At 66.0% G+C, this 22725-nt stretch carries 18 protein-coding genes and 1 tRNA gene; 15 read left to right on the forward strand and 4 right to left on the reverse strand.

What is annotated here, in order from left to right:
* Positions 1–2 precede the first annotated feature (2 nt).
* Positions 3–3239: a Hint domain-containing protein gene (locus HV826_RS08685; protein WP_176416530.1), complete on the forward strand. Its 3237-nt coding sequence runs from the start codon at positions 3–5 to the stop codon at positions 3237–3239.
* A 48-nt stretch (positions 3240–3287) separates the two neighbouring features.
* On the opposite strand, the gene HV826_RS08690 is transcribed toward HV826_RS08685, so the two are convergent.
* A complete protein-coding gene (locus tag HV826_RS08690) occupies positions 3288–4199 on the reverse strand; it encodes a DUF4238 domain-containing protein (protein WP_176416531.1) in 912 nt (303 codons plus the stop codon).
* 258 nt (positions 4200–4457) lie between these two features.
* Between HV826_RS08690 and HV826_RS08695 the strand changes: the two genes are divergently transcribed.
* The 11 genes from HV826_RS08695 to HV826_RS08745 all read left to right on the forward strand — a co-directional run bounded on the left by HV826_RS08695 (position 4458) and on the right by HV826_RS08745 (position 13693).
* Complete coding sequence (locus HV826_RS08695; RefSeq protein ID WP_163786528.1) at positions 4458–4718, forward strand: hypothetical protein; 261 nt, start codon at positions 4458–4460, stop codon at positions 4716–4718.
* Positions 4718–5251: a M15 family metallopeptidase gene (locus HV826_RS08700; RefSeq protein WP_176416572.1), complete on the forward strand. Its 534-nt coding sequence runs from the start codon at positions 4718–4720 to the stop codon at positions 5249–5251. The genes HV826_RS08695 and HV826_RS08700 overlap by 1 nt, the downstream gene beginning before the upstream one ends.
* A gap of 12 nt (positions 5252–5263) precedes the next feature.
* Positions 5264–5716, forward strand: coding sequence for a hypothetical protein (locus HV826_RS08705; protein ID WP_176416532.1), 453 nt, complete (start codon positions 5264–5266; stop codon positions 5714–5716).
* The gene (locus HV826_RS08710) at positions 5713–6012 is read left to right on the forward strand and encodes a hypothetical protein (RefSeq protein WP_176416533.1); all 300 of its coding nucleotides are present in this window, start codon (positions 5713–5715) and stop codon (positions 6010–6012) included. Before HV826_RS08705 ends, HV826_RS08710 begins: the two co-directional genes overlap by 4 nt.
* Positions 6013–6353: 341 nt before the next feature.
* On the forward strand, positions 6354–7676 hold the full coding sequence (locus HV826_RS08715; protein ID WP_176416534.1) for an AHH domain-containing protein: 1323 nt from the start codon (positions 6354–6356) through the stop codon (positions 7674–7676).
* A 3-nt stretch (positions 7677–7679) separates the two neighbouring features.
* Positions 7680–8252 carry an imm11 family protein gene (locus HV826_RS08720; protein WP_176416535.1) on the forward strand — a complete coding sequence of 191 codons (573 nt, stop codon included), beginning with the start codon at positions 7680–7682 and terminating at the stop codon, positions 8250–8252.
* A 167-nt stretch (positions 8253–8419) separates the two neighbouring features.
* A complete protein-coding gene (locus tag HV826_RS08725; protein ID WP_176416536.1) occupies positions 8420–9283 on the forward strand; it encodes a DUF2381 family protein in 864 nt (287 codons plus the stop codon).
* Positions 9280–11070: a serine/threonine-protein kinase gene (locus tag HV826_RS08730; RefSeq protein WP_176416537.1), complete on the forward strand. Its 1791-nt coding sequence runs from the start codon at positions 9280–9282 to the stop codon at positions 11068–11070. Before HV826_RS08725 ends, HV826_RS08730 begins: the two co-directional genes overlap by 4 nt.
* Before the next feature lie 151 nt (positions 11071–11221).
* On the forward strand, positions 11222–12376 hold the full coding sequence (locus HV826_RS08735) for a protein kinase domain-containing protein (protein ID WP_176416538.1): 1155 nt from the start codon (positions 11222–11224) through the stop codon (positions 12374–12376).
* 211 nt (positions 12377–12587) lie between these two features.
* Positions 12588–12673, forward strand: a tRNA-Leu gene (locus tag HV826_RS08740).
* Positions 12674–12736: 63 nt separating this feature from the next.
* Entirely contained in the window at positions 12737–13693 is a 957-nt protein-coding gene (locus HV826_RS08745; RefSeq protein WP_176416539.1) for a pirin family protein, read from the forward strand.
* A gap of 6 nt (positions 13694–13699) precedes the next feature.
* On the opposite strand, the gene HV826_RS08750 is transcribed toward HV826_RS08745, so the two are convergent.
* Both HV826_RS08750 and HV826_RS08755 read right to left on the reverse strand, forming a co-directional pair.
* A complete protein-coding gene (locus HV826_RS08750) occupies positions 13700–15655 on the reverse strand; it encodes an ATP-dependent DNA helicase RecQ (protein ID WP_176416540.1) in 1956 nt (651 codons plus the stop codon).
* A gap of 33 nt (positions 15656–15688) precedes the next feature.
* A complete protein-coding gene (locus HV826_RS08755; RefSeq protein ID WP_368670876.1) occupies positions 15689–16603 on the reverse strand; it encodes a LysR family transcriptional regulator in 915 nt (304 codons plus the stop codon).
* 69 nt (positions 16604–16672) lie between these two features.
* Here HV826_RS08755 and HV826_RS08760 point away from each other — a divergent pair, with 69 nt between their 5' ends.
* The 3 genes from HV826_RS08760 to HV826_RS08770 all read left to right on the forward strand — a co-directional run bounded on the left by HV826_RS08760 (position 16673) and on the right by HV826_RS08770 (position 21140).
* A complete protein-coding gene (locus HV826_RS08760) occupies positions 16673–17779 on the forward strand; it encodes a saccharopine dehydrogenase family protein (protein WP_176416541.1) in 1107 nt (368 codons plus the stop codon).
* A gap of 54 nt (positions 17780–17833) precedes the next feature.
* Complete coding sequence (locus HV826_RS08765; RefSeq protein ID WP_176416542.1) at positions 17834–19507, forward strand: amidase; 1674 nt, start codon at positions 17834–17836, stop codon at positions 19505–19507.
* Between the two features lie 154 nt (positions 19508–19661).
* Positions 19662–21140: a glycoside hydrolase family 6 protein gene (locus HV826_RS08770; RefSeq protein ID WP_176416543.1), complete on the forward strand. Its 1479-nt coding sequence runs from the start codon at positions 19662–19664 to the stop codon at positions 21138–21140.
* Positions 21141–21168: 28 nt separating this feature from the next.
* Here HV826_RS08770 and HV826_RS08775 read toward each other — a convergent pair whose 3' ends face one another.
* Positions 21169–22632, reverse strand: coding sequence for an MDR family MFS transporter (locus HV826_RS08775; RefSeq protein WP_176416544.1), 1464 nt, complete (start codon positions 22630–22632; stop codon positions 21169–21171).
* Positions 22633–22725: the final 93 nt, after the last annotated feature.

The following is a 22725-nucleotide window of genomic DNA, read 5'->3' on the forward strand; positions in this document are numbered from 1 at the left end:
CCATGCGCAGCATGTCGTCTCAGGGGTTGGCGGCGCTCACGAGCCCTGCCGGGCACGCTTCCCATGTCCGGGTGACGGTGCTCGACGATGCGGGGACGTGGCGGAACTTGAGCCAGCTTGAAGGCCGCGACTTTCTCGACGCTGTCGAGGTGGACGAGGACGTTGACCAGCCGGTGTCGGCCGCGACGGTGACGCTCAAGCGGCAGATTGAACTCTTCAGCGTGGCCCCGCTCCGAGCCGACTCAAAGCTGAACGCCACAAGCGGGCAGCTCATCCGGCCTGGACGCGAGTTCACCGTCGAGGCTGCGGTTTCGCCCCTCGGCATGTCGCCCAGCGAGGGGGAGTGGCGCGCGCTGTTTCATGGCGACATCGACGAAGTCGACTTCGCGGGAGAGCAGCTCGTCTTCCGTGGGCGCGACTTGGGCGGACGGCTCCAGGACACCTTCATTGAGGCTGAGCGGGCCTACGGGGACGACGCCCAGGGAGTTGCCGTCGAAGCGGTGATGCAGGCCCTCCTGACGGACAACGGGACGGGCGTGGTGCTCCATACCCCGGTGTCGCCAGGGTGGAAGCTTCGTCAGTACGCGCAGAAGAAGGCGAGCGTCCTCGACGCTGTGCGGGACTTGGCTCAGCAGATTGGGTGGGAGGTGCGCTACCGCTGGCGCGAGTCGAGCGGGACATTCGCTTTGACGTTCACCGAGCCCAACCGGACGAATCCGCCGCTCGCCTGGACCTTCGGCGCCGACGACTACCGCGACGTCGCGAAGCTGGTGGTGAGCAGGACGGACGTCCGGAACAAGGTGGAAGTCGTCTTCTCGGACGCGGGGGACTTGGACGTCACCGGGCAGGCCAAGACGAAGAGCGTCGTCGTCGAGGACGTCGCGAGCCAGGACACCTACGGCGTGCGCTACATGCAGATTGCCGAGGGCGCTTCGAGCAACATCAACAGCGAGGCTGAAGCGCGGAGGATGGCGGAAGCGGCCCTGTCCGACTTGTGCGAGCCGCTCGCCGACCAGGAAATCGACGTCGACTTCTTCCTGCCGGTGGAGCTGGGGGACGTCTACCAGTTCCTACCCAACGGCGTTCACTACTCGGACGCGCAGAACCTGGCAGTCACCGGGTTCCGCCACGTCTTCTCGGCAGAGGGGGACGCGCGCACTACGCTGACAACGCGCGGGAAGCCCTCCTTCGGAATCTCCATGTGGCTGGAGATGGACACGCGTCCCGGCCTGGGCGAGCCCGCGCGCACGTCCCCGCCGCTCGTGCCTCTCAGCATCACCGTGACGGCGGTGGTGAATGGCTTCTCGCTGTCCCTCACCCCGGCTTCAAGTGGCTCGGCTGCTGCGGGGTACGAGCTGCACGTTTCGACGTCGAGCGGCTTCACGCCGAGCAGCCCCACGCTGCGTGGAACGTTCGACACGACGGTATTCGGCGTGGCGGACTTGATGCCGGGGGGGACTTACTTCGTGCGCGTGGTGCCCCGGGACAGCTTCGGCAACCGGGGGGACCCCTCGCCCCAAATCGCCGTCACGCCGAAGCAGCTCGAGGGCGCGTCGCTGAGCGACTCCGCCGTCGGCTTCCAGCACCTGCTGTACCCGCCGACCGACAACCTCATCCCGAATGGCTACAACGAAGCGGGCCTGCGCGCGCTGGGGAAGACGCCCGACGGTGACAGGCTCGCCGAGGACCCCGTCAACGCGCGGGTGGGCCGCTGGGTGCGCCGGGTGGAACTGGTGGACTCGGGGACGTGGCCGGGCCTGAGCTGGACGGGCGGCTATGGCTCGGAAGCCCCGGGCGGGCGGCTCAAGTGCTCCCCTGGGGACGAGTTCTTCGCCGAGGTTTACGTCAAGGCGTCTTCGGCCACGGTAGGGGGCATGGGCAGCCTTCATTTGCTGTGGGAGGACGGAAGCGGCGTCTACGCGGGGCAGGGCACGAGCGTCTTTCTGGGGCAGGTGGGGACGTCCTACCAACGCGTCACGGTGAAGGGGATGTGCCCGGCCGGTTGCACGGGGGTTCAACTCTTCTGGGAAACCCAGGTGGCGGCGGCAGACGTGGGCAAGCGGCTCTACTTCGATGCCGTCTCCATGCGGAAGATGATTACCTTCGACTTGCTCGCGGCGAACACGCTGAAGACGTCCAACTACGCCGAGGACGGCAGCGGCATCCCCACGGCCGGGGCGAAGCTCGACAACGTCGGAACGACGCTCAAAGTGGCCTCGAACAACGTCCAGGTGGGGCGCTACTACCTGAGCGATGGCTTCTTCCGTTCCGTGCAGGCCCTCGCCGACACCGGAAGCCGCATCTACTACCGGGGAAACAACGAGGGCGTGCCGAACATCGACCGGCTGAACATCCAGGTGCTTGAGGGCTACGCGATTGCCGGGGCGGCTGGTGGCGCGGCGAACTTCACCTGGGCGCACTACCATGCCGTCATCCAGCCTCAAGCGGTCAGCGACAACTTCGATGCGCTGCGCTTCATGGAGGTGGGGTTCTACTGGGCATATAGCGACAGCAACCCGCCGCAGTGGCTCTATGGGACGTCGGTGCCGCTGGCGGACCGCAAATATCAGAATGGCGCGGTCGACGGAGACGCCAGCAACGCGACGAGCGCGGGCTTCACCTTCATGTATGGCGACAAGTTCAACCGGCTGCGGGACTCGCTTTCGAACAAGCTGCTCTACCTGAAGGTGCGGCTCCACAACGCGAGCGGCTACAGCGCCGAGCGGTGGTTCTTCCCGCCGAGCAACTACGGCGTCAACATGGTGCGCAGTGCGACGGGGCCCGCATCAACGCCGACTGGTGGCGGTGGAGGGGGAGGGGGCACGCACGGAACCTGTGTCGCGCCTTGGGAGCCGGTGTTGCTCAGCGATGGTTCGGAAGTGCCCGCCGAGATGCTCCGGCCTGGGATGCGGGTGCTCACCATGCACGAGAACGAGAGAGATGGAGGCATCTTCGAGGTGACGCACGTCAGCAGGCATCAGGCGGCGCGCTGCACGCTCACCATGACGGATGGGCGCGCTGTCGTCGTGACGCCGGACCATCGCTGGCGGACGTTTGAGCGCGGGTGGACGCGTACTGACGCGCTTCGCCCCGGTGAGACGATTGATGGCGTCGCTCCGGGACGGGTGGCGCGTGTCGAGCTAAGGGACTTCGGCGACGTGATGAAGATCACCGTTCGTGTCGCGAGAACCTTCGTTGTGCAGGGACTACTCGCCCATAATCTGAAGCCTCGAGATTGAGGCATTTGCGCTACGTGGTCGCTCATGCAGTGTCAGAACTTCAGACTATCAGAGGGTGAGCGCGGAAAGAGCTGCTTCGCTCGACGCGTAGACCTGCCCTTCGGAAGACTTTGCAATTCTCCGGTTATAGATCTGAACCTCTTCTATACTCAGAGCCCTACTCTCTCTTGTTGCCTTTGAATGACCGAAGTCCATCAACAACGCTCGACTAGGGGCAAGCGGATAGTAGAGCTCAAGTTTGGCAGGTGGGGTGACGCCGTCCGAAAGAAGATTCAGCATTGGCTGATCGCCAGTGATGAACTCACTTGAGGGTGAGGCATTTAGAATTGTTAGCCGAGTGGAATCATGCTCGGAAAAGAAGTGAAAGCCTGCACTTGTGACTGAAATGGTGCGCAGAATTCCCCAAATGGCTTCCATGTTGGCTCCGAGCTGAACCAGCATTTTCGCATTTTGAAGCATCCTGGCTTCCATTGCATATGTACGTAGATGCTGCGCCGCCATGTAGCTCGCAAAATCCACATAGCTCTCCTGGTCATCAAGTATTGAAAAGTCTCCCTGCCGCAATGCCGCAAGGATCGGTACTGCCGCATTCTCGATTGATGAGTGAAGATCCTCCTCTGTATTGTTGATCGCAACATCTAGCTCTTTTTCGAGCTCGGCATCCTGCTGCCCAGTCGCGCGATACAGCTTTCTAATTTCAAAGAGATCAGTAAAGACGGGAATCCATCCTCTGGCCATTTCCTGCAAGTGAGGGGCCATTTGGTCAATGTACTGATTTACCAGAAGTACATCTCGCTCGCTCATCTCCCGAAGCCTGTAAAAGTCGCGCCGTTGGGCAATGTTCTCTGTGCTTGTTTGAAATCGATTCTTGCCACGCTGACACCACACCTTTCCCCCCACTGCCCAGCCAGTCAGATAGTGTTCCCAGACGTAATGCTGTTTTCGTATCTTCTCTGCCATGTACGAATTCTCCTTAGCGCTTACTCGTAGGAATACGACAGCGCGAAGCCTAATCTGACTCCCTTGGTTCATGAAGGGCTTGTCGAAGTCACGATGGGGTATGCAAATGTAGCCTCACCTTGAGCTTCGACTTCGCGCGCCGCAGTCTTCGACTGCTGCTTGTGCCGAGGGAACTGGGCCACTCTCAGAAGTCACACGCATTTACCGGGAGCACCCTTTCGCTCCGGTGGCGCCGTGACCGCAGAAGAGACTCAGTCCGTGCAGCTCGTAGTCGGCTCCCTGCTTGGAACGGCCGGCGTCGGCGTCCTCACCTGGGCCGCGAAGTCCCTGGTCGGGGAGATTCGGGCCCTTGTTGAGAAGGTCGCGCGGCAGGACGAGCGCATCAACGCCGTGGCGGTGGAGTTGGGCGCGTTGCGTCGGTGGCGAGACGAGTTCACCCGAGGGCTCCCGGCTCAGGTTCAGCAGGTCGTCGAGTTGGAGCTGCTTCGCATGACTCAGTCGGGCGGGCGGGGCTCGTGATGACCCATGCAAACTTCGAGCGGGTCGAGCTTGACCGCGTCTATCCGCCGTTCGTCGGGGTGTCCCTGGTGGTCATCGCGCGCTGTGCGGCCCGTGGCGTTCGCTACGTCGCGACGCACGGCTTCCGTGACCTGCCGGAGCAGGCGGAGCTTCGGCGGCTGTACTTGGCGGGGAAGGGCGGCAAGGCATCACCCGCAGGTTTGTCCGCGCACAACTACGGGCTCGCCTTCGACTTCGTCTGCGACGCGAGCCCGCGACTTGGCGTTCAACCGGATTGGCGCAAGTCGGCTTACCGCGTGCTGGGCGAGGAATCCACGAAGGCGGGCCTCGTATGGGGCGGCAGGTTCGGCGACTCCCCTCATGTGCAGTGGCCGGGGTACGTGAGCGCGCATCAGCTCAAGCCGCTTCGCACCCTGGTCCAACAGAGTTCCCTCGGCGACGTGTGGGCTCGCCTCGATGCCGAGCGTCAGTCGCCGAAGTGGCGTGCAGCAAACCCGAAGCTCGCGGCCGAACTGAAACGGCTGGGCTTCTAACCCGGAGGCAACATGGTTGACGCTGGTGTAGTCGGGCCGAACCCCGAGCAGTTCGAGGAGTTCGCGCGCCTTCTTCTCGATGCCGTGACGAGCCGGAACTACGCGCTGCTCGCCGCCCTGGTGGTGGTGGTGCTCGTCTATCTGCTGCGGAAGTTCGGCGGCAGGTTCATCCCGTTCTTCAATACCGACAGGGGCGGCGCGGTCCTCGTGCTGGGCGTCTCGCTCGCTGGAGCGGTAGCGAACGCGCTCGCTGCGGGGGCGCCGTTCTCGCTGGCGCTGATGCTGACGGCGCTGCAAGTTGCCCTGACGGCTGCTGGTGGCTTCACCATCATCAAGCGGATTCTGTTCGGGAGCGCCGCCGTTACCCGCGCAGAGCTTGCGGGCGCGATTGCCGCTGGGCAGGTCGCGGAGAAAGCCGCAGCGATTGCCGTGCTGGAGCAACTCGACTCCCGGGGCGACAAGTGAAGCTCGGCGCGCTCGTGCTGGCCTTGCTGCTCGCCGTTCCCGCGTCGGGCTCGGAAGTCATCGGCGTCGAGCGCGCTCAGCTCTTCCCGGATGGAGGTACGGCAGCCGTCGAAGTCGAGGGCGGCTGCTGGCTGTCGGAGAGCCGCTGCATTCGAACCGCGTCGGAGATTGAGCGGCTGCGCGCCGAGAACGAGTCGCTACGCCAGCAGGCCGGGGACGTGTCCTTTACGGTCGCCGTCGTGGCCCTGCTTGCTGGGCTTGGGGCAGGGTTCGCCGTTGCGAGGCTGGCGAACTGACAGTGGGCGGCTGCGGAATCGGCGCGGTCGGTCTGAGACCTCGCGACGCCGTGAACTACGTACTCACCGCAGCCGCCCGGCCGCCTTCATACATAAGCGATAGTGAATGGTAAAGTAGGTCTGCCGGAATGCCCCGGGGGCTTGGCACGGGGGCGACCTGGCCTGCGGTTCGCGGCGCTGCTCGTCGGCCTGCCATGTTAGTCCGTCCTGGGCGCGGTAGAGGCCGGCAATGCAGTAGACCTGCAAGGTTCCCATAGTCTCGTAGGACCATGGAGATTGTCAGACGCGGTTGCTATGTGGCCCCTGCCTGCCGATGTCCTGGCGGCTGACCCGGGGGCTGCATGAGAGCTTTAGGAATTGCTGCACTGTTGCTGTTTGCGAGCGGGTGCGCGTCGACTCGTGTCGTGCATCTGAATACGGGGCGAGGGGAGCCAATCGCCTTCACTCCGGTTGAGTCTGACCCTGTCGAGATAGGCAACGACGAGTTCAAGCGTGCTGTCGCGCAGCTCGTGCTCGACATGAGGCTCGACGTCGCCTTCAGGGAGGTTGAGGAGGACGGTCGCCGCTCGTTGCTCGCGTCGTCCGGAGGACTCGTTGACGGCGCGCAGGCCAGGTCTGTCCCTTCGGCATACGAGCGTATCTGCCAGCGCCAGGACGAGCCCCATAGCTGCCTGAGCATGCTTGCCGGTGGGTTCTCGCTGGGCCCCTCTGAACGGCGAATGCTTGCACTCTACTTCGCACTCGATACGGTGTGGTCCGGCGTCGAGGACGCGATTCGCGACATGGTGAACCCTGCCGCCCTGCGGGCGATGGTTACGACGATAATCGGAACAGCGCTCGTGATGCTGGTAGTCCCCGAGCCCATTACGAAGGTCATCGCGATTGCCCTGACTGCCTCTCTCATCGCCTATCTTGGGACGGGGCCGGTGTGGAATCTCGGCCAGGGGTTCCTGCGCTTGCTCGACGAGTCCCGGGATGCGGCGGGCTTCGCGGACCTGGAGAGGGCTGGGCATCGCTTCGGGAAGGTGCTGGGGGACAATGGGGCTCGCGTCCTGGTGATCGTGGCGCTGTCAGCGCTGGGAGGGAAGAGCGCGATGGCGGCGCAGGGACCGAAGATGCCGGGCTTCGCCCAGGCGGCTTCCCGGGCGCAGCTTGAGGGGGGCTTCCAGTTAGCGGGCGCGCTGGCCGGAGAGGTTCAGGCAATCTCGATTTCGTCGGCTGGGGTGCTGAACGTGACGCTCGCACCGACGGCGGTTGCCGCAGTCGCGATGGGCGAAGGCGCTGGGGCTGGCTCTGCCGTGGGAGTCGGAGGGCGGATTCAGGGCGACCCTGATGGCGAAATTCACCATATTTGCACTGACAAGAATGATAAGTCCGACAGGACAGGTGGCCCGTGGACTCCTGTCTTTAGGGACTTCTTTAGGCAGGCAGGCTTGAGTTTGGATGATGCCGCAAACCTGGTTCGCATCAGAGGCCACAAGGGCTCCCACACGCGCGAGTACCATCAGGAAGTGCTGAACCGAATCAGCATTGCGATGAAGGGATGCAGAGACACCGCGCAGTGTCGGAGTAAGTTGGTCAACGAGTTGAGAAAAATTGCTCGTGACCTTACGACGGCGGGAACTAAGATGCGGAAGCTCATTCTGAAAGACCCGGGAGTATGATTCATGGAACGACGATTCTTCGGCCTCGACTTCGATGTGTATGTGCCGGGTCGTTGGTATCTGGCTGAGCCCACCAGTCCAGAGGGGCAGACCGTTCCCAATATCTGGGCGTTCGTCGAAGGAAGGCCAGTAGAGCCCCCTGAGTTGCTGCGCGTCCCTTTATCCCGGCCCGGGAAGGCGCTCGACTTCGACAAGACGACCGTTGGAGGAACGCCGATTGTTGGCGCGCGTGTGGCCTACGTGTTCCGTGAGATGGCGCCTGATGACGTTCAGCTATTCCCTGTCGTGGTTGAGGGGCAACGCGAGCCGTACTACCTGCTGAACGTAGCTCGCACCGTTCGCTGTATTGACGACGCGGCGTGTGAAGAGGTTCAGTTCTTCACGGAAGAGGACGGAGAGCCGGAACGACTTGGCGAATACCGTTCCGTTTCGGGGCTGCGGATCGATAAGGCGAAGGTCCGCGACGCCCGCGTCTTCCGGCTCTGGGGCTATCACATCCCCATTATTGTCGATGAAGAGATCAAGGCTGCCCTTGAAGCGAACGGCATCGTCGGGGGCAAGTTCGAAGAGGTCTGAACGACCCCATCGCAACCCCTGGGCTGGCCCCGGCGTCGCTCACAGTTGCGCCGGGGCGAGCAGCTCTTGAGGGGGCACCTGACCCTCCCGGTAGCGGGGCGCGGTAGATGGTTCCACTGCGAGCGGCCTTCCGATGGTAGCGTGTGGCACCGGGAGGTCATGCGCCTTTGATCCAACCGGTCAGATTGGCCCTTGCGCTCGTTCTCGTGTGGGGGGCTGCGACGCCAGCCGTGGCGGCACAAGCGGAACGCGCGAAGCGGGACCGAGCGGTGTCCGTTGCAAACGGCCCTGCCGATTCACTTCCTGTCGTCCGGGTGGCGCACGGCACGCCGACGGTCTTCCTGTTTCCGGCCCCCATCAACCGGAAGACGCTCACCTTCGACGAGTCACGGATTCGCGTTCTAGACGCCGGGGAACGGTCGGTCATCGTCCAGCCGGTGGCCGACCTTGCCGAAGGTGAGCGCTACGAAGTCGGGGTCTTCTTCGCGGATGGTCGTGCTCCCGCGCGAGCTGCCTTCTCGCTGGTGACGGACCCGGCCGAAGTGGACATTCAGATCAATGTTCAGCGTCCTGAGCTAGCAGGTGCGGCATGCCCCGTTGACCAACCGCGAGCGCCCAGACCCGAAGACTTCGTGCTGCTGGGACTTGTTGATAAGGAAGGTGTCTCGGCTACGCCAATCAAGGATTATACCGATGCAGGGCGAGGCTTTCACGTTCAGTCGGCGATAGCCTATCGGGGGAAGGGTTGGGTGCTGGTTGATGCAGTGGTGGTCAATCACGTCGGACAGGCACCGTGGGGACCGAGAGTGGCAACATTGACTGGGCGGGTTGGCTTGCCTCTTCGTGCCCGGATTGTGATGGCAGATACATCAGCGATTCAGCCAGGAGAGAGTCGACGGGTGTTTATGGTGGCCGACCTGCCGCAATTGCCTGTGAGCCCTGTTTTTAATTTGGAGCTGGTTGGAGATGGGCGCACGCTCAATGTCCCCAATGTGCGTTTTCCGAAGGCATCCACTGGGGCGACTCCATGAACGTGATTTCGATATTCCCGCGTGCTGGGATGTCCGTTGATGGCTGGCGTGTCATCAGAGAGCTTGGCAACGGTGGTTTTGCAGTCGTTTTCCTCGTTGAGAAACACGGCCGGAGATGTGCGCTCAAGTTGGCGCGTCACCGGGATTCGAGCGGGGACGACAAGCAAACTCATGCAAGGACACTTCGGGAGCTTTCGGCGCTTCTACTCCTGGACCATCCGAACATCGTCAAGCATCGTGGGTATGGGTACTTCGAGCATGGGAACGTCTATCTCGCGCTTGAGTACATTGATGGTTGGACGCTAGCGGAGTGGGCGGAGCGGAAACATCCCACGGTGCGGGAGGTCTTGCAGGTCTTCGACAAGCTTTGCTCCGCGCTGTCCTATATGCACAGTCGCGGCGTCCTGCATCGGGATTTGAAACTGTCCAACGTTCTGGTTCGAAAGAGTGATGGCGAGCCAATCATTATCGACTTTAGTTGTGCGAACTACTCGTTGGCCGAAGAGCTAACGGATGGTGGCTTGCCTCCGGGCACGGACCGCTTTCGCGCGCCTGAGCAATTCAAATGGCTCCGGGAACACAAGGCAGAGCACCGCGCGAAGTACGCATTTCGTGTCGCGGACGAGATTTTCGCGGTCGGAGCGATGCTCTATGAGCTGCTGACAGACCCCCGCCCGACCGAGATTCAAGCGCGCTTTTCGCTCAACAGTACAGTCATATTGCCCCCGCCCGCGCGTGCGTTGAACGTGCGCGTGCCGGAAGCGTTGAACGACCTCGTCGCGAGCGTCCTATCGCGGGACCCTGCAAAGCGCCCCGTCGACACCGAGGCACTACGTCGCGAACTAGGCGAACTCCTGGCCTATTCGAGCGCGGAGTACCTGACCCCGGTGCATTCACCATCCGAGCAGCGGCAGGGGGGACCATCGGAACAGCGGATGCCCCCAGTTGCGAACTCAAGCCTTCCTGGGGCGCCTACGCGTTCTGGCCGGGGATGGCGTGGGCTCCTGGGGGGCCTCGCTGCCCTCATCGCCCTTGTCGTAGCCGGGGGCTTCTGGCTCAGCCGAGGGGAACTGACGCAGCAACGAGAGCCGCAGGTTGCGAGTGCTCCACCACCTCCCAGTTCCCCACATTCCGCGCCGCTCGTATCGGCCGCCCCTGCTATGTCACCACCTAGCCCCCCGCCTGTGCTGCTGACGGGCCCTGAGACTGCCGCCCCGAAGGAAGGTTCAACCGTGAAGACGACTCCGTCACCCAAGGCCCCGACCCAAGGACGCCCGCCGGGCGGGAGGACGAAGGCCACCGCTGTTGCCGACTGCGCGACGATGACGCTCGTTGCGGCGCTCGCGGCGGGTTGCCCCGGGGCTCAGATTCGGCCTGAGTCGTTCACCTGCCCGTCTGGTGCGGAAGAGACGATGCGGGAAGACCTTCGTTGGGAGATTAACGAGTCATTCCGCCTCACCCTTGATAGTCGCCAGGGCCCATTCGACCAAGTTTGGTTCACGGCAGGGGGGGATGTGATGGGGATCGTTCCCAAAGGCGTAGATTCTCGTCAAAGAGCTGTAACCCCTCCCGGAACCCGCTTCTACGGGAAGGCGTATTTCCTCTCTGACCGCATGGGGCGCTCGGAAGGGCCTGCGCTGGTCATCCGCTACGACCGCGTGAAGCTGCCGGGACAGGACGAACGCCCCGTCTGCTTCGTGGTCGAGAAGCCTGCCGATGGTTACGAAGACGGCCGAGTGAAGGCGCTCAACACCGGAGGCGGTTACGTCGTGGACCGCTGGCCCTGAGAGTCCCGAGAAGACGTAATAGGTAGGAGGCCAGAATTGGGCCGTCCAAGCCGTTTTGTCCCCCATACCTGTGAGGGCGTTCCCTCGACCGGATGCAGCAGGTAGCTTCCCTCGCCGCGTGGTTGCGAGTTTGCGCACGAGGGGAAACGGCATGTCGAAAGCAATCGAATTCAAGCTTCCGCCCGGGGCGATTCTCTTCTCGGCGGATGGGGTCGGCTATGAGTTCCGCGAGGACTTGGGGCCGACGCACCACGGGATGTCCCTCTTCGTGGCACGGCTGCGAGCAGCTTCGGGGGCGCCTCGTGGAAAGGTGCTCCTCAAGGCGGTTCCCGCGCCATCGGAGAAAGAAGGGGGTCGGGTTCGACGGGCGCGAGCAAAGCTTGATGAACAGGTTCGTCTTGCCGCCTCCCTCTCGCACCCGGCGATCCTCAAGGTCCATGGGCTCCACAAGGTTGAGGGCTACTGGTACGTCAGCGCCGAGCATCCATCCGGGAACTCTCTGAACGAGCTACTGACGCTCGTTGTCGAGTGCCGTCGATGGTTCTCGCCCCTCTTCGTGATGTTCGTGGGCTCGCAGGTGGCGGCAGCGCTTGAGTACGCGCACACGGCGAAGGACAACAGCGGGCGCCCCTTGAACATCGTTCACCGCGCCATCGACGTTGCGCACATCTTCGTCGACTGGGACGGTTCGGTTCGGCTCGGCGACTTCGGTCTCGCGCTGTCCGACTTGCCGGGACGCGTGGCTTCCTCTGTTTGCAGCCCGCGAGGGGACTACTTCTATTCGTCGCCTGAGATGCTGCTTGGCGGGCGCGTCGATGCGCGCTCGGACCTCTTCATGCTGGGGGTCGTGCTTCTCGAACTGGCGACGGGGAAGAATCTGCTCTTCTGCCCGGATGTCCTCACCCCCGAAGTCATGGGCTCGCTGTCCGCGAAGAAGCGTCGGCGGGTTTCGCAGGCAATCGAGCGAGCCACGCTGGCGGGGGCGTCATCCATGGTCGAGGACGCGATTTGGCGTGCCGCGACGCTGACGGATGCGGACGTGGACGCGATGACGGAGGGGCTTCCCCAGGGGCTGCGCGTGACGCTGAACCGGCTTCTGCGAGTCTCCCCCCGTGAGCGCTACCAGTCTGCCGGTGAGCTGGCCGCAGACCTGGCCGCCTGGATTGGGGGCACCTTCACGAAGGCGGATGCCGCTGCGGAACTCAGGGCGCGTGCAGCTCAGGCAGAAGAGGCGCTGGATGCGATGGGGCTCACGCCGCCTCGCGGTCGCGGCAAGCGCAAGCCGGATGACGTGACGACGGCCTAGCCACGGGGCTTCCCCGCCCAGGTGCTTTCGGCTTGCTGGTGGCGCGGAGCCGGTCCAGGATCCTCCGGCTAGATTGGCGCTGTCACTAGGAGTGAAGCGCCCCTCCTCGTTCAGGAAGGGCGATGTTGTGGACCGATGCCGTTCCAGTCGTTCCAACTTTCTTCCAACAAAGCGGGGCCAATAGGGACCAGTAAGTACCTAATTTTACTGGGCACGAGTGGCGGAACTGGCAGACGCAGCGGACTTAAAATCCGCTGGCCCGTAAGGGCCGTCCGGGTTCGATCCCCGGCTCGTGCATGGACTCCGGGCGGCTCCCGGAGGAGGCTCGGGGGCGCACCTCCGGTTTCCGGCAAGCCCTCCATGAACGCCACCTCCCGCCGCCGCTTCCTCCTTCAGTCAGGCCTGCTCGTGGCCGCCTCGGTCGTGGGGTGTCGGCGTTCGGAATCACCCGCAGTCATCCTGCAGTCGCAGCGCAGCGTGGTGCAGGCGCTCGAAGGCATTCCCGCGACGGATGGGGCAGGGGTCCAGTTGACGCGGGTCATCGGGCAGCCCGCGCTGAGGAACATCGACCCGTTCCTCATGCTGGACCGGTTCCACTCCGATGACCCCGGGGCCTACATCAACGGCTTCCCGAATCACCCGCATCGGGGCTTCGAGACAGTCACGGTCATGCTCGACGGGCGGATGCGCCACCGGGACAGCCGTGGCAACAGCGGGCTCATCGCCGGAGGGGGCTCGCAGTGGATGACTGCGGGCCGTGGTCTCATCCACTCGGAGATGCCGGAGCAGGTGCAGGGGCTCATGTCCGGCTTCCAGCTCTGGCTCAACCTCCCCGCGAAGGAGAAGCTGTGCCCGCCCGCCTACCAGGATCACACGCCAGCGCAGCTCGCGGAGGAGCGCCTGTCTCCCTCGGGGAGCCGCGCGCGTGTCATCGCGGGCCACATGAACGGGCTCCAGGGCCCCGTGCGTGAGCGCCCCACGCAGCCGCTCTTGCTGACCCTGGCGCTCGAGGACGACCGCCCTTTCGAACTCGACACACCGGCGGACCACACCGCCTTCGCCTTCGTGTCCACGGGCGAGGTAGACGTGGGCCCCGAAGGCACGTCGAAGCCGGTGCGCGAGGGCTCGCTGGCATTGCTCGGCCCGGGAGGCCGGCTTCGCGTTCGCGCGCGGAATCGCCGGAGCGAGCTGCTCATCGCCGCCGCACGCCCTCTACGTGAGCCCATCGTCCAGTACGGCCCGTTCGTCATGAACACCCGCGAGGAGATCCGCCAGGCCTTCGAGGACTATCGCTCGGGCGTGCTCGACCAGGGGTGATGCCCGTCAAGCCACGGCCAGTTGGGCACAGAAGCTCAGCACCTCCGCGAAGGGCCAGCCCTCCAGCGCGCCGAACAGCTTGTGTCCCCCGAGCTTCGCCCGCGTGAGGGCGGGACTGCTCAATCCACAGAGGAACCTCGCGGCCTGCCTCGGGTGCCGGAGCGCCTCGGGATGCTTCGCGGCCAGGGCTCGGAAGCCCGCCACGTCGAGGCCCGCGGGCAGCGCCGGCCTCCGGCGCACCGCGGGGAGCATCTGGGCCTCCCCGGTCCGGCAGAAGGTGCAGTGCCCACATGGCTGCTCCCGCCGCTGACCGAAGTGGGCGACCAACGCATTGCTCTGGCACCCCGCATGGGTGACGAGCTTCAACACGTCCCGAACACGCGTGACCTCCTGAACCTCGCGCTGCTGGAAGCGCTGATGGAGGAGCGTGGTGAGCGCCGCGGCGTCCTCCTGGGAGCGCAGCCGAGTGAATCGCTGACGCGGCTCAGACACCTGGAGCAACACGACTCCTTGCTCCTCGAGATACTCGATGGCCCGGACCACCCGCTCGCGGGGCTGTCGTAGCGAGCTCGCCACCTCGGCCGGGTCCAGCGAGTACCAGGTACGTCCTTTCTTCGCCTGGGCGAACACGTCGCGCAGGAACTGCACCCGTTCTCCCTGGAAGCGCCCCACGAGCGCATCGAGCGACACGAGCGGCTGCACCTTGTAGCCCGCGTAGTACGGCGTGCCCTGCCTCAGCACGCCTTCGAGCTCCAGGTACGTCAGCGCCGTGCGTAGCACGAGCGGCCGCACATCATGCCGGCTGGACAGAGCGAACATGTCGACGCTCAGCTCGGGACCCAGGCTGAGCAACTCCGTCACCAGACCTTGAATCGCTTCCCGCGTGGGGGTGTCCCCGAGCGCGAAGTTCTCCAGGCTGGAGACGTCGTCCGGACACGCGAACAGCTCCACCACCGACGGCGCTCCATCGCGCCCGGCGCGGCCGATCTCCTGGCTGTAGCTCTCCAGGCCCTTGGGCAGGTTGTAGTGATACACGGCCCGTACGTCCGCCTTGTCGATGCCCATCCCGAACGCGATGGTGGCCACGACGATGCCATTCGAGGAGGCCATCCAAGCTTCCTGCACCCGCTCACGGACCTCCGACTCCAGGCCCGCGTGGTAGGCGCTGGCGGGGAGTCCTTCGGCGGAGAGGAACGCGGCCACGCGCTCGGCGGTCTTCTGCTGCGTGACGTAGACGATGGTGGGGCCGGGCGCTCGGGAACCGAGCCGCTCGACGAGCAGTGCGTCGCGGACCTCGGCGTGAACTGGGGTTGTCTCCAGTGTGAGGTTCTGCCGGTAGAAGCCCGTGACGACCGCGTTCTCCTCGGGGATGCCGAAGCCCTGGCAGATGTCCCGCACGACGGAGGGCGCCGCCGTGGCGGTGAGCGCGAGGACTCGCTCGGACGACAGCTCCCGCGCGGCCTTCGCCAGCTTCAGATAGTCCGGCCGGAAGTTGTGGCCCCACTCCGAGACACAGTGCGCCTCATCCACCGCGAACAGGGAGATGCGCAGCTCACGGAGCAGGGCGGTGAAGCGCTCGTTGTTGAAGCGCTCGGGTGCCACGTACAACAACTTGAGCGAACCCTCACGCAGCGCCTGCGTGACTTCCCGTGAGTCGTCCACCGACAGCGAGGCGTCCAGCCGCGCGGCGCGAATGCCCTGCCGGGCCAGGGCGTCAATCTGGTCCTTCATCAGCGCGATCAGCGGTGAGACCACCACCGTGATGCCCTCCAGCAGCAACGCCGGAAGCTGATAGCAGAGTGATTTGCCGCCACCCGTGGGGAACACCGCGAGCGCCGCGGCGCTCGGACCGAGCAGCGCATCGAGAACCTCGCGCTGCCCGGGGCGGAAGTCCGTCAGTCCGAACCGCTCCCGCAGCACGGTGTCGAGTGAGCTGCGCCGTGCGCCGTCTGCCCTTTGCATGTAGCTCCTCCTGCTCAACGACTTGCTCTCCGCTCACCGGGGGAAGAGCGTAGCCACGAAGTCCAAGAAGACGCGAACCCGCGAGGGAAGGTGTTTACCGCGCGGGTACAAAGCATGGATGGGGCGGGGCGCACCCGCCTGTTCTTCCAGAACGGGCACGAGCGCTCCGGATTCCAGTTCGCGGGCCACCATGAAGTCGAAGAGCTGGGCGATGCCCAGGCCCAGCACGGTCGCCTCACGCAAGGTGGCACCGTGGTTCGTGTGGAACGTGCCTCGGGGCTCGGCGCTCACCGGGTCGCTCCCGTCATGCAGCAGCCAGGAGGCGGGCGCGCTCTCTCGGAGAAAGCCCAGGCAGTTGTGCCGGCGCAGGTCCGCCACCGTCTCGGGTCGGCCGTGACGTCGCAGGTACGCGGGGGCGGCGCAGGCGAGCAACCGCGTGGTGCCCAGCTTCCGAGCCACCAGCCTCGAGTCCTCCAGGATTCCAAGTCTCAGGAGCACGTCGGCGCCTTCGGTGATGGGGTCCACCACCTCGTCCCGGAGTGTCAGGCGCAGCTCGACGCCAGGGTACGCCGTGAGGAAGCGAGGCAGCGCCGGCATGAGCACCAGCTGGCCGATGACTTGTGGCGCGTTCACTCGGAGCACGCCCACGGGCCTGTGCCGGGAACGGGAGAGCGACTCCTTCGCATCCTCCAGTTCCCCGAGGATGCGCTGGCAGCGGGCGTAGAACGCACGACCGTCCTCGGTGAGCTGCATGGCGCGGGTTGTCCGCCGGAAGAGCACGACGCCCAGTTCCTCCTCCAGGCGGGCAATGCGCCGGCTCACGGCCGACGCGGTGAGCTGGAGCTTCCGCGCCGCACGGGTGAAGTCACCGTGCTCGGCGGCGCGAACGAAGGCTTCAATGTTCGAGAGCGAGGGCATTGATGCGTGGTCCGCACAGATGATGTTCACGGACCTTGGTCGCATTCCACGGAAACTGGCGGCAGAACCCTTCCGGACGCATGACGGAGAGGTTCGAAGATGGACGCTGTGGGACGCACCGGGGACATCCTCGTGGTGGGCGGCTACGGGCAGGTGGGGCAGGAGGTCGTTCGCATCCTGGCTCCCGCGTTCCCGGGCCGCGTGGTGGTGGCTGGCCGCAGCAGGGCCAAGGCGGAGTCGCTCGCGCGGCGCACGGGGGAGGGGACACGGGCGCGGGCGCTCGACGTCACCGCGTCCGATGCCGTGGCGCACCTGAACGGTGTCGCGCTCGTGGTGATGTGCCTGGACCAACAGGCATCTTCATTTGTCGAGTACTGCCTGCGTTCAGGCCTCGACTACGTCGACGTGTCGGCATCGGAGGTGTCCTTGGCCGCCTTCGAGCGACTGGCGCCCGTCGCGGCTCAATCGGGGAGCACCGCTGTGCTCAGCGTGGGGGTGGCTCCGGGGCTCACGCAGGTCCTGGCGGCGCGGGCGGCGTCTCTGCTCGACACCGTGGAGCAACTGGACCTCTTCGTATTGCTGGGTGGCGGCGACATTCACGGCGCGGCGGCCATCGAATGGACGCTGGAGAACCTCTCCGCGCCGTTCGACGTCTACCGACAGGGACAACTCCACCGTGTCCACGGGTTCCACGAGGCCACCTGGGTCCACTTCCCTGGAGAAGCGAGGCCGCGCCGTGCGTGGCGGTTCAACTTCCCGGACCAGCGAACCGTTGCACGCACGTTGTCCGTTCCCACCGTGTCGACATGGCTGTGCTTCGACCCACCTGGGTTGGGCCGTCTGGCCGCGCTCGCCGTCCGACTGGGGATGGGCCGGCTGTTGCGATGGCCACCGCTCCGACGTGCCGCGACCTGGCTGGCCCTGCGGGTCCACGCGGGCTCGGATGTGTGTTCGGTTCTGGCGCAGGCGAGGGGACACTCCGCGGGCATGCCCGCGACGCGGGTCATGACACTGCAAGGCCGGCGAGAGGCGATGCTGACGGGGCGGGTCGCGGCGGAGGTGGCTCGCGAGTTGCTCGCCGGTCGCGGTCCTGGAAGCGGCGTTCTTCACCTGGAGCAGTTCGTGGACTCGGAGCCCTTCCTGCGACGCGTCGCCGCCGCCGTCCCGGACGCGCGGTATCTGGCTCACGACGAGGCGTGCCGCTGAATGGGCCACCATCGCTCATGCGGTATCGCCGGCTCGGGGGTAGGCTGCCGCGCAATGACCTACCAACGCAACCCCGTGAAGGCGCCCCGTGTGTCGGGCCTGGCGCTCAAGGCTTTCGTGAACGCGCTCGAGAGCGGCGTCGGGTCGGTGATGCTGGACAAGCTGACGCGGGACAGCGGCATCGAGCGCTGGCGTGAGCTCCCGGCGGGGGATGCGCCGCCGCTCCAGTTCCCCCTGCCCCAGGGCACCGCGGCCACGGAGTCGCAGACGCCCACGGAGCAGGCCGCGCGCGCCATCGCCGCGTCCGCCAGCCCACCGGAGCGTGAGAGCGTCGCGTCCTATGTCCGCGCCTACCGCGAGGGCGCCACGGACCCGGTGGCCGTGGTGCGGCGCATTCATGAGTCCATCGCCCGCATGGACAGCGGGAAGCAGCGCCTGGGCTTGTTCATCTCCCGCAAGCCGGACGAGGTGCACCGGGCCGCGGAGGCGTCCACTGAGCGGCTGCGCGCGGGCCGCCCGCTGAGCGTGCTCGACGGGATTCCCGTCGTGCTGAAGGACGAGGTCGACCTGGCCGGGTTCCCCACCACGCTGGGCACGCGGTTCCGCACACAGGAGGCCACGGCGGACTCGACGGTGGCGGCCCGGCTCAAGGCCGCGGGCGCCATCATCCTCGGCAAGGCCAACATGAATGAGATTGGCATCAACCCCATCGGGTTGAACCCCCACCACGGCGCCGCCCGCAATCCCTGGGACACGGGCCGCATCACCGGTGGCAGCTCCAGCGCCTCCGCGGCCGCAGTGGCCGCGGGCCTGTGCCCCTTGAGCATCGGCGCCGACGGTGGCGGCTCCATCCGCATCCCCGCGGCCCTGTGCGGAATCGTCGGCCTCAAGGCGACGTGGGGCCGCATCCCGGAGACGGGCGTGCCGCCGCTGTGCTGGAACGTGGGCCACGTGGGCCCCATGGGGCTCACCGTGGACGACGTCGCCGCCGCCTATGCGCTGCTCGCGGGGCCGGATGGACATGACCTCGTCTCACAGGGGCAGTCGCCGCATCACCTGTCTGGCTACGAGGATGAGGGCCTGAGCGGCGTGCGGCTGGGCATCTGCTGGGACTACTTCGAGGACGCCGACGCGGACGTCGTCGCCCGCTGCAAGGAAGCCGTGGCCGCGCTGTCTGCCGCGGGCGCGCGCGTGGTGGAGCTTCCGCCTCCCGACCTCAACACCGTCTTGTGGACGCACAGCTGCATCATCTTGAGTGAGATGTCGGAGGCGATGCTTCCCCACGTGAAGGCGCATCCGTCGGAGTTCGGGCTCGACACGCGCACCAACCTGGCCATTGGTCGGCACTTCCGGGCCACGGACCTGGTGCACGCCCTGCGGCACCGGCATCGCCTGACGCGCGAGCTGCTGGCGCAGATGGCGGGCGTGGACGTCCTCGTCACGCCGACGACGGCCACCACGGCGCCCCTCATCCCGGAGGCGGCGCTTCCGGATGGCGAGTCGAACCTGCCCGTCGTCGATGCCCTGATGCGCTTCGTGCGCCTGGCCAACCTGACGGGCTTCCCTTCGCTGTCGGTGCCAGCCGGCTTCGACGAAGAGGGGCTCCCAGTGGGGCTCCAGCTCACGGGCCGCCCCTACGAGGAGCACCTGCTGCTGCGGCTGGGCCGCGTGGTGGAGCAGGCCTCTGAGTACCGCGTGCCGCCTGTTCATCTGCGCGCACTTCGCTGAACCACAGCGGATTGAAGGGCTGGAAATCAGGAAAAACGTGCAAGTGTGGCGCCGCGTGCTCGCGGGGCCACCCACGGGCCACGCACTCGACACAGCCCGCGTCACTCCGGGCGCCGCTCCCTGGCGTCCTCGCGCGGGCGGGAGGAAGGGCTTCGTGCAACCAAGTGACTCCGCCTGTTCACCGTTTCGTCGCTTCACCGCTCCGGCCGCGCTGATGCTCGCGGCGGCCATCGCGACTGCCTGTGGTCCCTCGGAGCCGCCCGCCCCGGCGGAGCCCGAGGCGCTCGGCATTCGCGCCGATGCGCTGACCGAGCTCGTCTCCAATGGCACCTTCAGCGGCGGCACCGTATCGCCCTGGTGGAGTGGCCCCAACACGCAGTCCCGCGTGGAGAACGCCCGGCTGCGCGTGGACGTGGGGGGCGGGACGGCCAACCCCTGGGACGCGCTGATTGGCCAGGATGACATTCCGCTCGTGAGTGGCCGGGCGTACACGCTGTCCTTCACCGCCTCCGCTTCGGTGAGCACGACGGTCCGCGTGACGGTGCAACTGGAGAGCCCGCCGTACACGGCGCCGCTGGACCGGCAGATAACGTTGGACGGCACGTCGCGCCGCTTCACGTTCCCCTTCACGTCGACGCTGGCCACGCAGGCGGGACAGGTCACCTTCCAGATGGGAGGCCGCGCGACAGGGTTCAGCGCGTTCATCGATGACATCTCGCTCACCACGGAGGACGGCGGCGGTGGCGGCGGGCCGTTGGGGATGACGAGCGGCTTCTACATCGACCCGAACTCCAACCCCGCCAACTGGGTCCGGGCCAACAGCGGGGACTCGCGCGCGGCGCGCATCCAGTCCTCCATCGCGAACAACCTGGCCGCGCGCTGGTTCGCCGCGTGGAGCGGAGACATCACCACTGCGGTGTCCAGCTTCGTCGCGGCAGCGGACGCGGCGGACAAGCTGCCGGTGCTGGTGGCCTACAACATCCCGGGCCGCGACTGCGGCAGCCACTCGGGCGGAGGCGCGGGGTCGCCGGAGGCGTACCGGACGTGGATTTCATCCTTCGCCGCCGCCATCGGCAACCGTCCCGCTGTCGTCATCATCGAACCGGACGCCGTCGCCCAGCTCGACTGCCTGTCGAACGACGCCGAGCGGCAGACGCGCATCAGCCTGATTCGCTACGCCACCGAGCAGTTCAGGGACCGCGCGCCGAACACGTGGGCCTACCTGGACGCGGGCAACGCCCTGTGGATCAACGCGGACACCATGGCCCAGCGACTGGAGAACATGGGCGTGCGCAACGTGCGGGGCTTCGCGCTCAACGTGTCGAACTTCTACACCACCGCGCAGTCGGCCTCGTACGCGGGCTCCGTCAACAGCTCGCTGAGCAGCCGGTACGGCTACACCAAACCCTTCGTGGTGGACACCAGCCGCAACGGCAATGGCTCCAACGGGGAGTGGTGCAACCCCGCCGGCCGGCGGATTGGCACGACGAACCAGGTGGGCGTGGGCGGCGCGGAGCTGGTCCTGTGGATCAAGGTCCCCGGGGACTCCGACGGCCAGTGCGGCGTCGCGCCCAACACGCCCGCCGGCACCTTCATGCCGGACGTGGCCCTCCGGATGATTGACGGCCTCTGAAGCCGCGCCCAGGGGCGCCGCACGGACGTCAGTGCGGCGCCGCCACCTCGGTGGTGGACACCGTCGTGGTGCGCGACACCTTGGGGAAGAACAGCCCCGCCGTGAAGGCGGCCACGGTGAAGGCGCAGATGAGCCAGAAGTTGATGCTCAGCCCCGCGCCCAGCGCGCCGCTCAGCGTCGCCAGCAGGTCCGCGGGCAGGTCCCGGCCATGGTCGGGGCTCATCAAGGCGTTGGCGGCCGAAATCGGCACCGTCGGGTCCTTGAGCAGCTGCGAGACCATGACGCCGCCCATCAGCCCCACGCCGATGGCGCCGCCGATGGTGCGGAAGAACATGTTGCTGGCGGTGGCCACGCCGCGCAGCTCCCAGCCCACGCTGGTCTGCACGGCGATGAGCAGCGCGGTGGACGCGAAGCCCATGCCGATGCCGAACAGGCCCATGGCCACCTCCGGCACCAGCTTGGGGGCCTGGGGCCCCAGCAGCAGCGCCATCAGCGACGTGCCCACCACCGTCAAGCCCAGCCCGCCCACGATGAGCGGGCGGAAGCCCGTCTTGAGCAGCAGCTTCCCGGCCACGAGCGCCGCCAGCGGCCAGCCGACAATCATCGGCGTAATCATCCCGCCGGCCTCGGTGGGCGTTCCCCCCAGGACGCCCTGGACGAAGAGCGGAACGTAGGTGGTGGCCCCGAACATCGCCGCGGAGAAGAGCGCTCCCGCGATGGAGGAGATGACGATGGCCGGCACCTTGAAGATGGACATGGGGATGATGGGCTCGGCCGCCTTGCGCTCCACGGCGACGAAGGCCGCGAGCAGCACCGCCGCCACGGGCAGGCCCCACAGATTCACACCCACGCCCTGCACGCCCACGAGCAGCGCCACCACCCAGCCGGTGAGCAGCGCGGCGCCCGCGTAGTCCAGCTTCTGGGGCTTGCGCTCCACACGCTCGTGGAAATAGCTCAGCAGCAGCACGACGCAGCCCAGGCCCACCGGGACGTTGATGAAGAAGACCCAGTGCCACGTGAGGTACTTCACGATGAAGCCACCGGTGATGGGCCCAATCAGGCCGGCGATGCCCCACACCGCGCTGAACGCGCCCTGGACCTTCGCGCGCTCCTCCAACGTGTAGAGGTCCCCGATGACGGTGAGCGCCACCGGCTGCATCGCGCCCGCGCCCAGCCCCTGGAGCGTCCGGAAGCCGATGAGCATGGCCATGGACGTGGACAGGCCGCTGGCGATGGAGCCCACGAGGAACAGCACGATGCCGAACAGGAGCACGGGCTTGCGGCCGTAGAGGTCCGCCAGCTTCCCGTAGATGGGCACGGTGATGGTGGACGACAGCATGTACGCGGTGAAGACCCACGCGTAGTGCTGGATGCCACCCAGCTCACCCACCACCGTGGGCATGGCCGTGGAAACGACTGTGGCTTCCAAGGCGGCCATGAAGAGGCTCAAGGCCAGGGCCAAGGTGGTGAGGGGACGATGAGTGGTTCGCATGGAGGCGTCAGCGCGGGAGAGGCCCTCCTTAACGGCTGCGGGCGGGTGTCGCCAGCAACAAGCGGCGTCATGCCCCGGGTGGCCACTCCGCGT

The organism is Myxococcus sp. AM010, assembly GCF_013372585.1.
In the GTDB taxonomy this organism is placed as follows: Bacteria; Myxococcota; Myxococcia; order Myxococcales; family Myxococcaceae; genus Myxococcus; species Myxococcus vastator.

What these genes read in the sequence shown, in the direction of transcription:
- HV826_RS08700 (WP_176416572.1), top strand. Translation starts at nt 4,718, where the DNA reads ATGACCCATGCAAACTTCGAGCGGGTCGAGCTTGACCGCGTCTATCCG.
- HV826_RS08705 (WP_176416532.1), top strand. Translation starts at nt 5,264, where the DNA reads ATGGTTGACGCTGGTGTAGTCGGGCCGAACCCCGAGCAGTTCGAGGAG.
- HV826_RS08685 (WP_176416530.1), top strand. Translation starts at nt 3, where the DNA reads ATGCGCAGCATGTCGTCTCAGGGGTTGGCGGCGCTCACGAGCCCTGCC.
- HV826_RS08750 (WP_176416540.1), bottom strand. Translation starts at nt 15,655, where the DNA reads ATGCAAAGGGCAGACGGCGCACGGCGCAGCTCACTCGACACCGTGCTG.
- HV826_RS08720 (WP_176416535.1), top strand. Translation starts at nt 7,680, where the DNA reads ATGGAACGACGATTCTTCGGCCTCGACTTCGATGTGTATGTGCCGGGT.
- HV826_RS08775 (WP_176416544.1), bottom strand. Translation starts at nt 22,632, where the DNA reads ATGCGAACCACTCATCGTCCCCTCACCACCTTGGCCCTGGCCTTGAGC.
- HV826_RS08765 (WP_176416542.1), top strand. Translation starts at nt 17,834, where the DNA reads ATGACCTACCAACGCAACCCCGTGAAGGCGCCCCGTGTGTCGGGCCTG.
- HV826_RS08690 (WP_176416531.1), bottom strand. Translation starts at nt 4,199, where the DNA reads ATGGCAGAGAAGATACGAAAACAGCATTACGTCTGGGAACACTATCTG.
- HV826_RS08730 (WP_176416537.1), top strand. Translation starts at nt 9,280, where the DNA reads ATGAACGTGATTTCGATATTCCCGCGTGCTGGGATGTCCGTTGATGGC.
- HV826_RS08760 (WP_176416541.1), top strand. Translation starts at nt 16,673, where the DNA reads ATGGACGCTGTGGGACGCACCGGGGACATCCTCGTGGTGGGCGGCTAC.
- HV826_RS08735 (WP_176416538.1), top strand. Translation starts at nt 11,222, where the DNA reads ATGTCGAAAGCAATCGAATTCAAGCTTCCGCCCGGGGCGATTCTCTTC.
- HV826_RS08745 (WP_176416539.1), top strand. Translation starts at nt 12,737, where the DNA reads ATGAACGCCACCTCCCGCCGCCGCTTCCTCCTTCAGTCAGGCCTGCTC.
- HV826_RS08715 (WP_176416534.1), top strand. Translation starts at nt 6,354, where the DNA reads ATGAGAGCTTTAGGAATTGCTGCACTGTTGCTGTTTGCGAGCGGGTGC.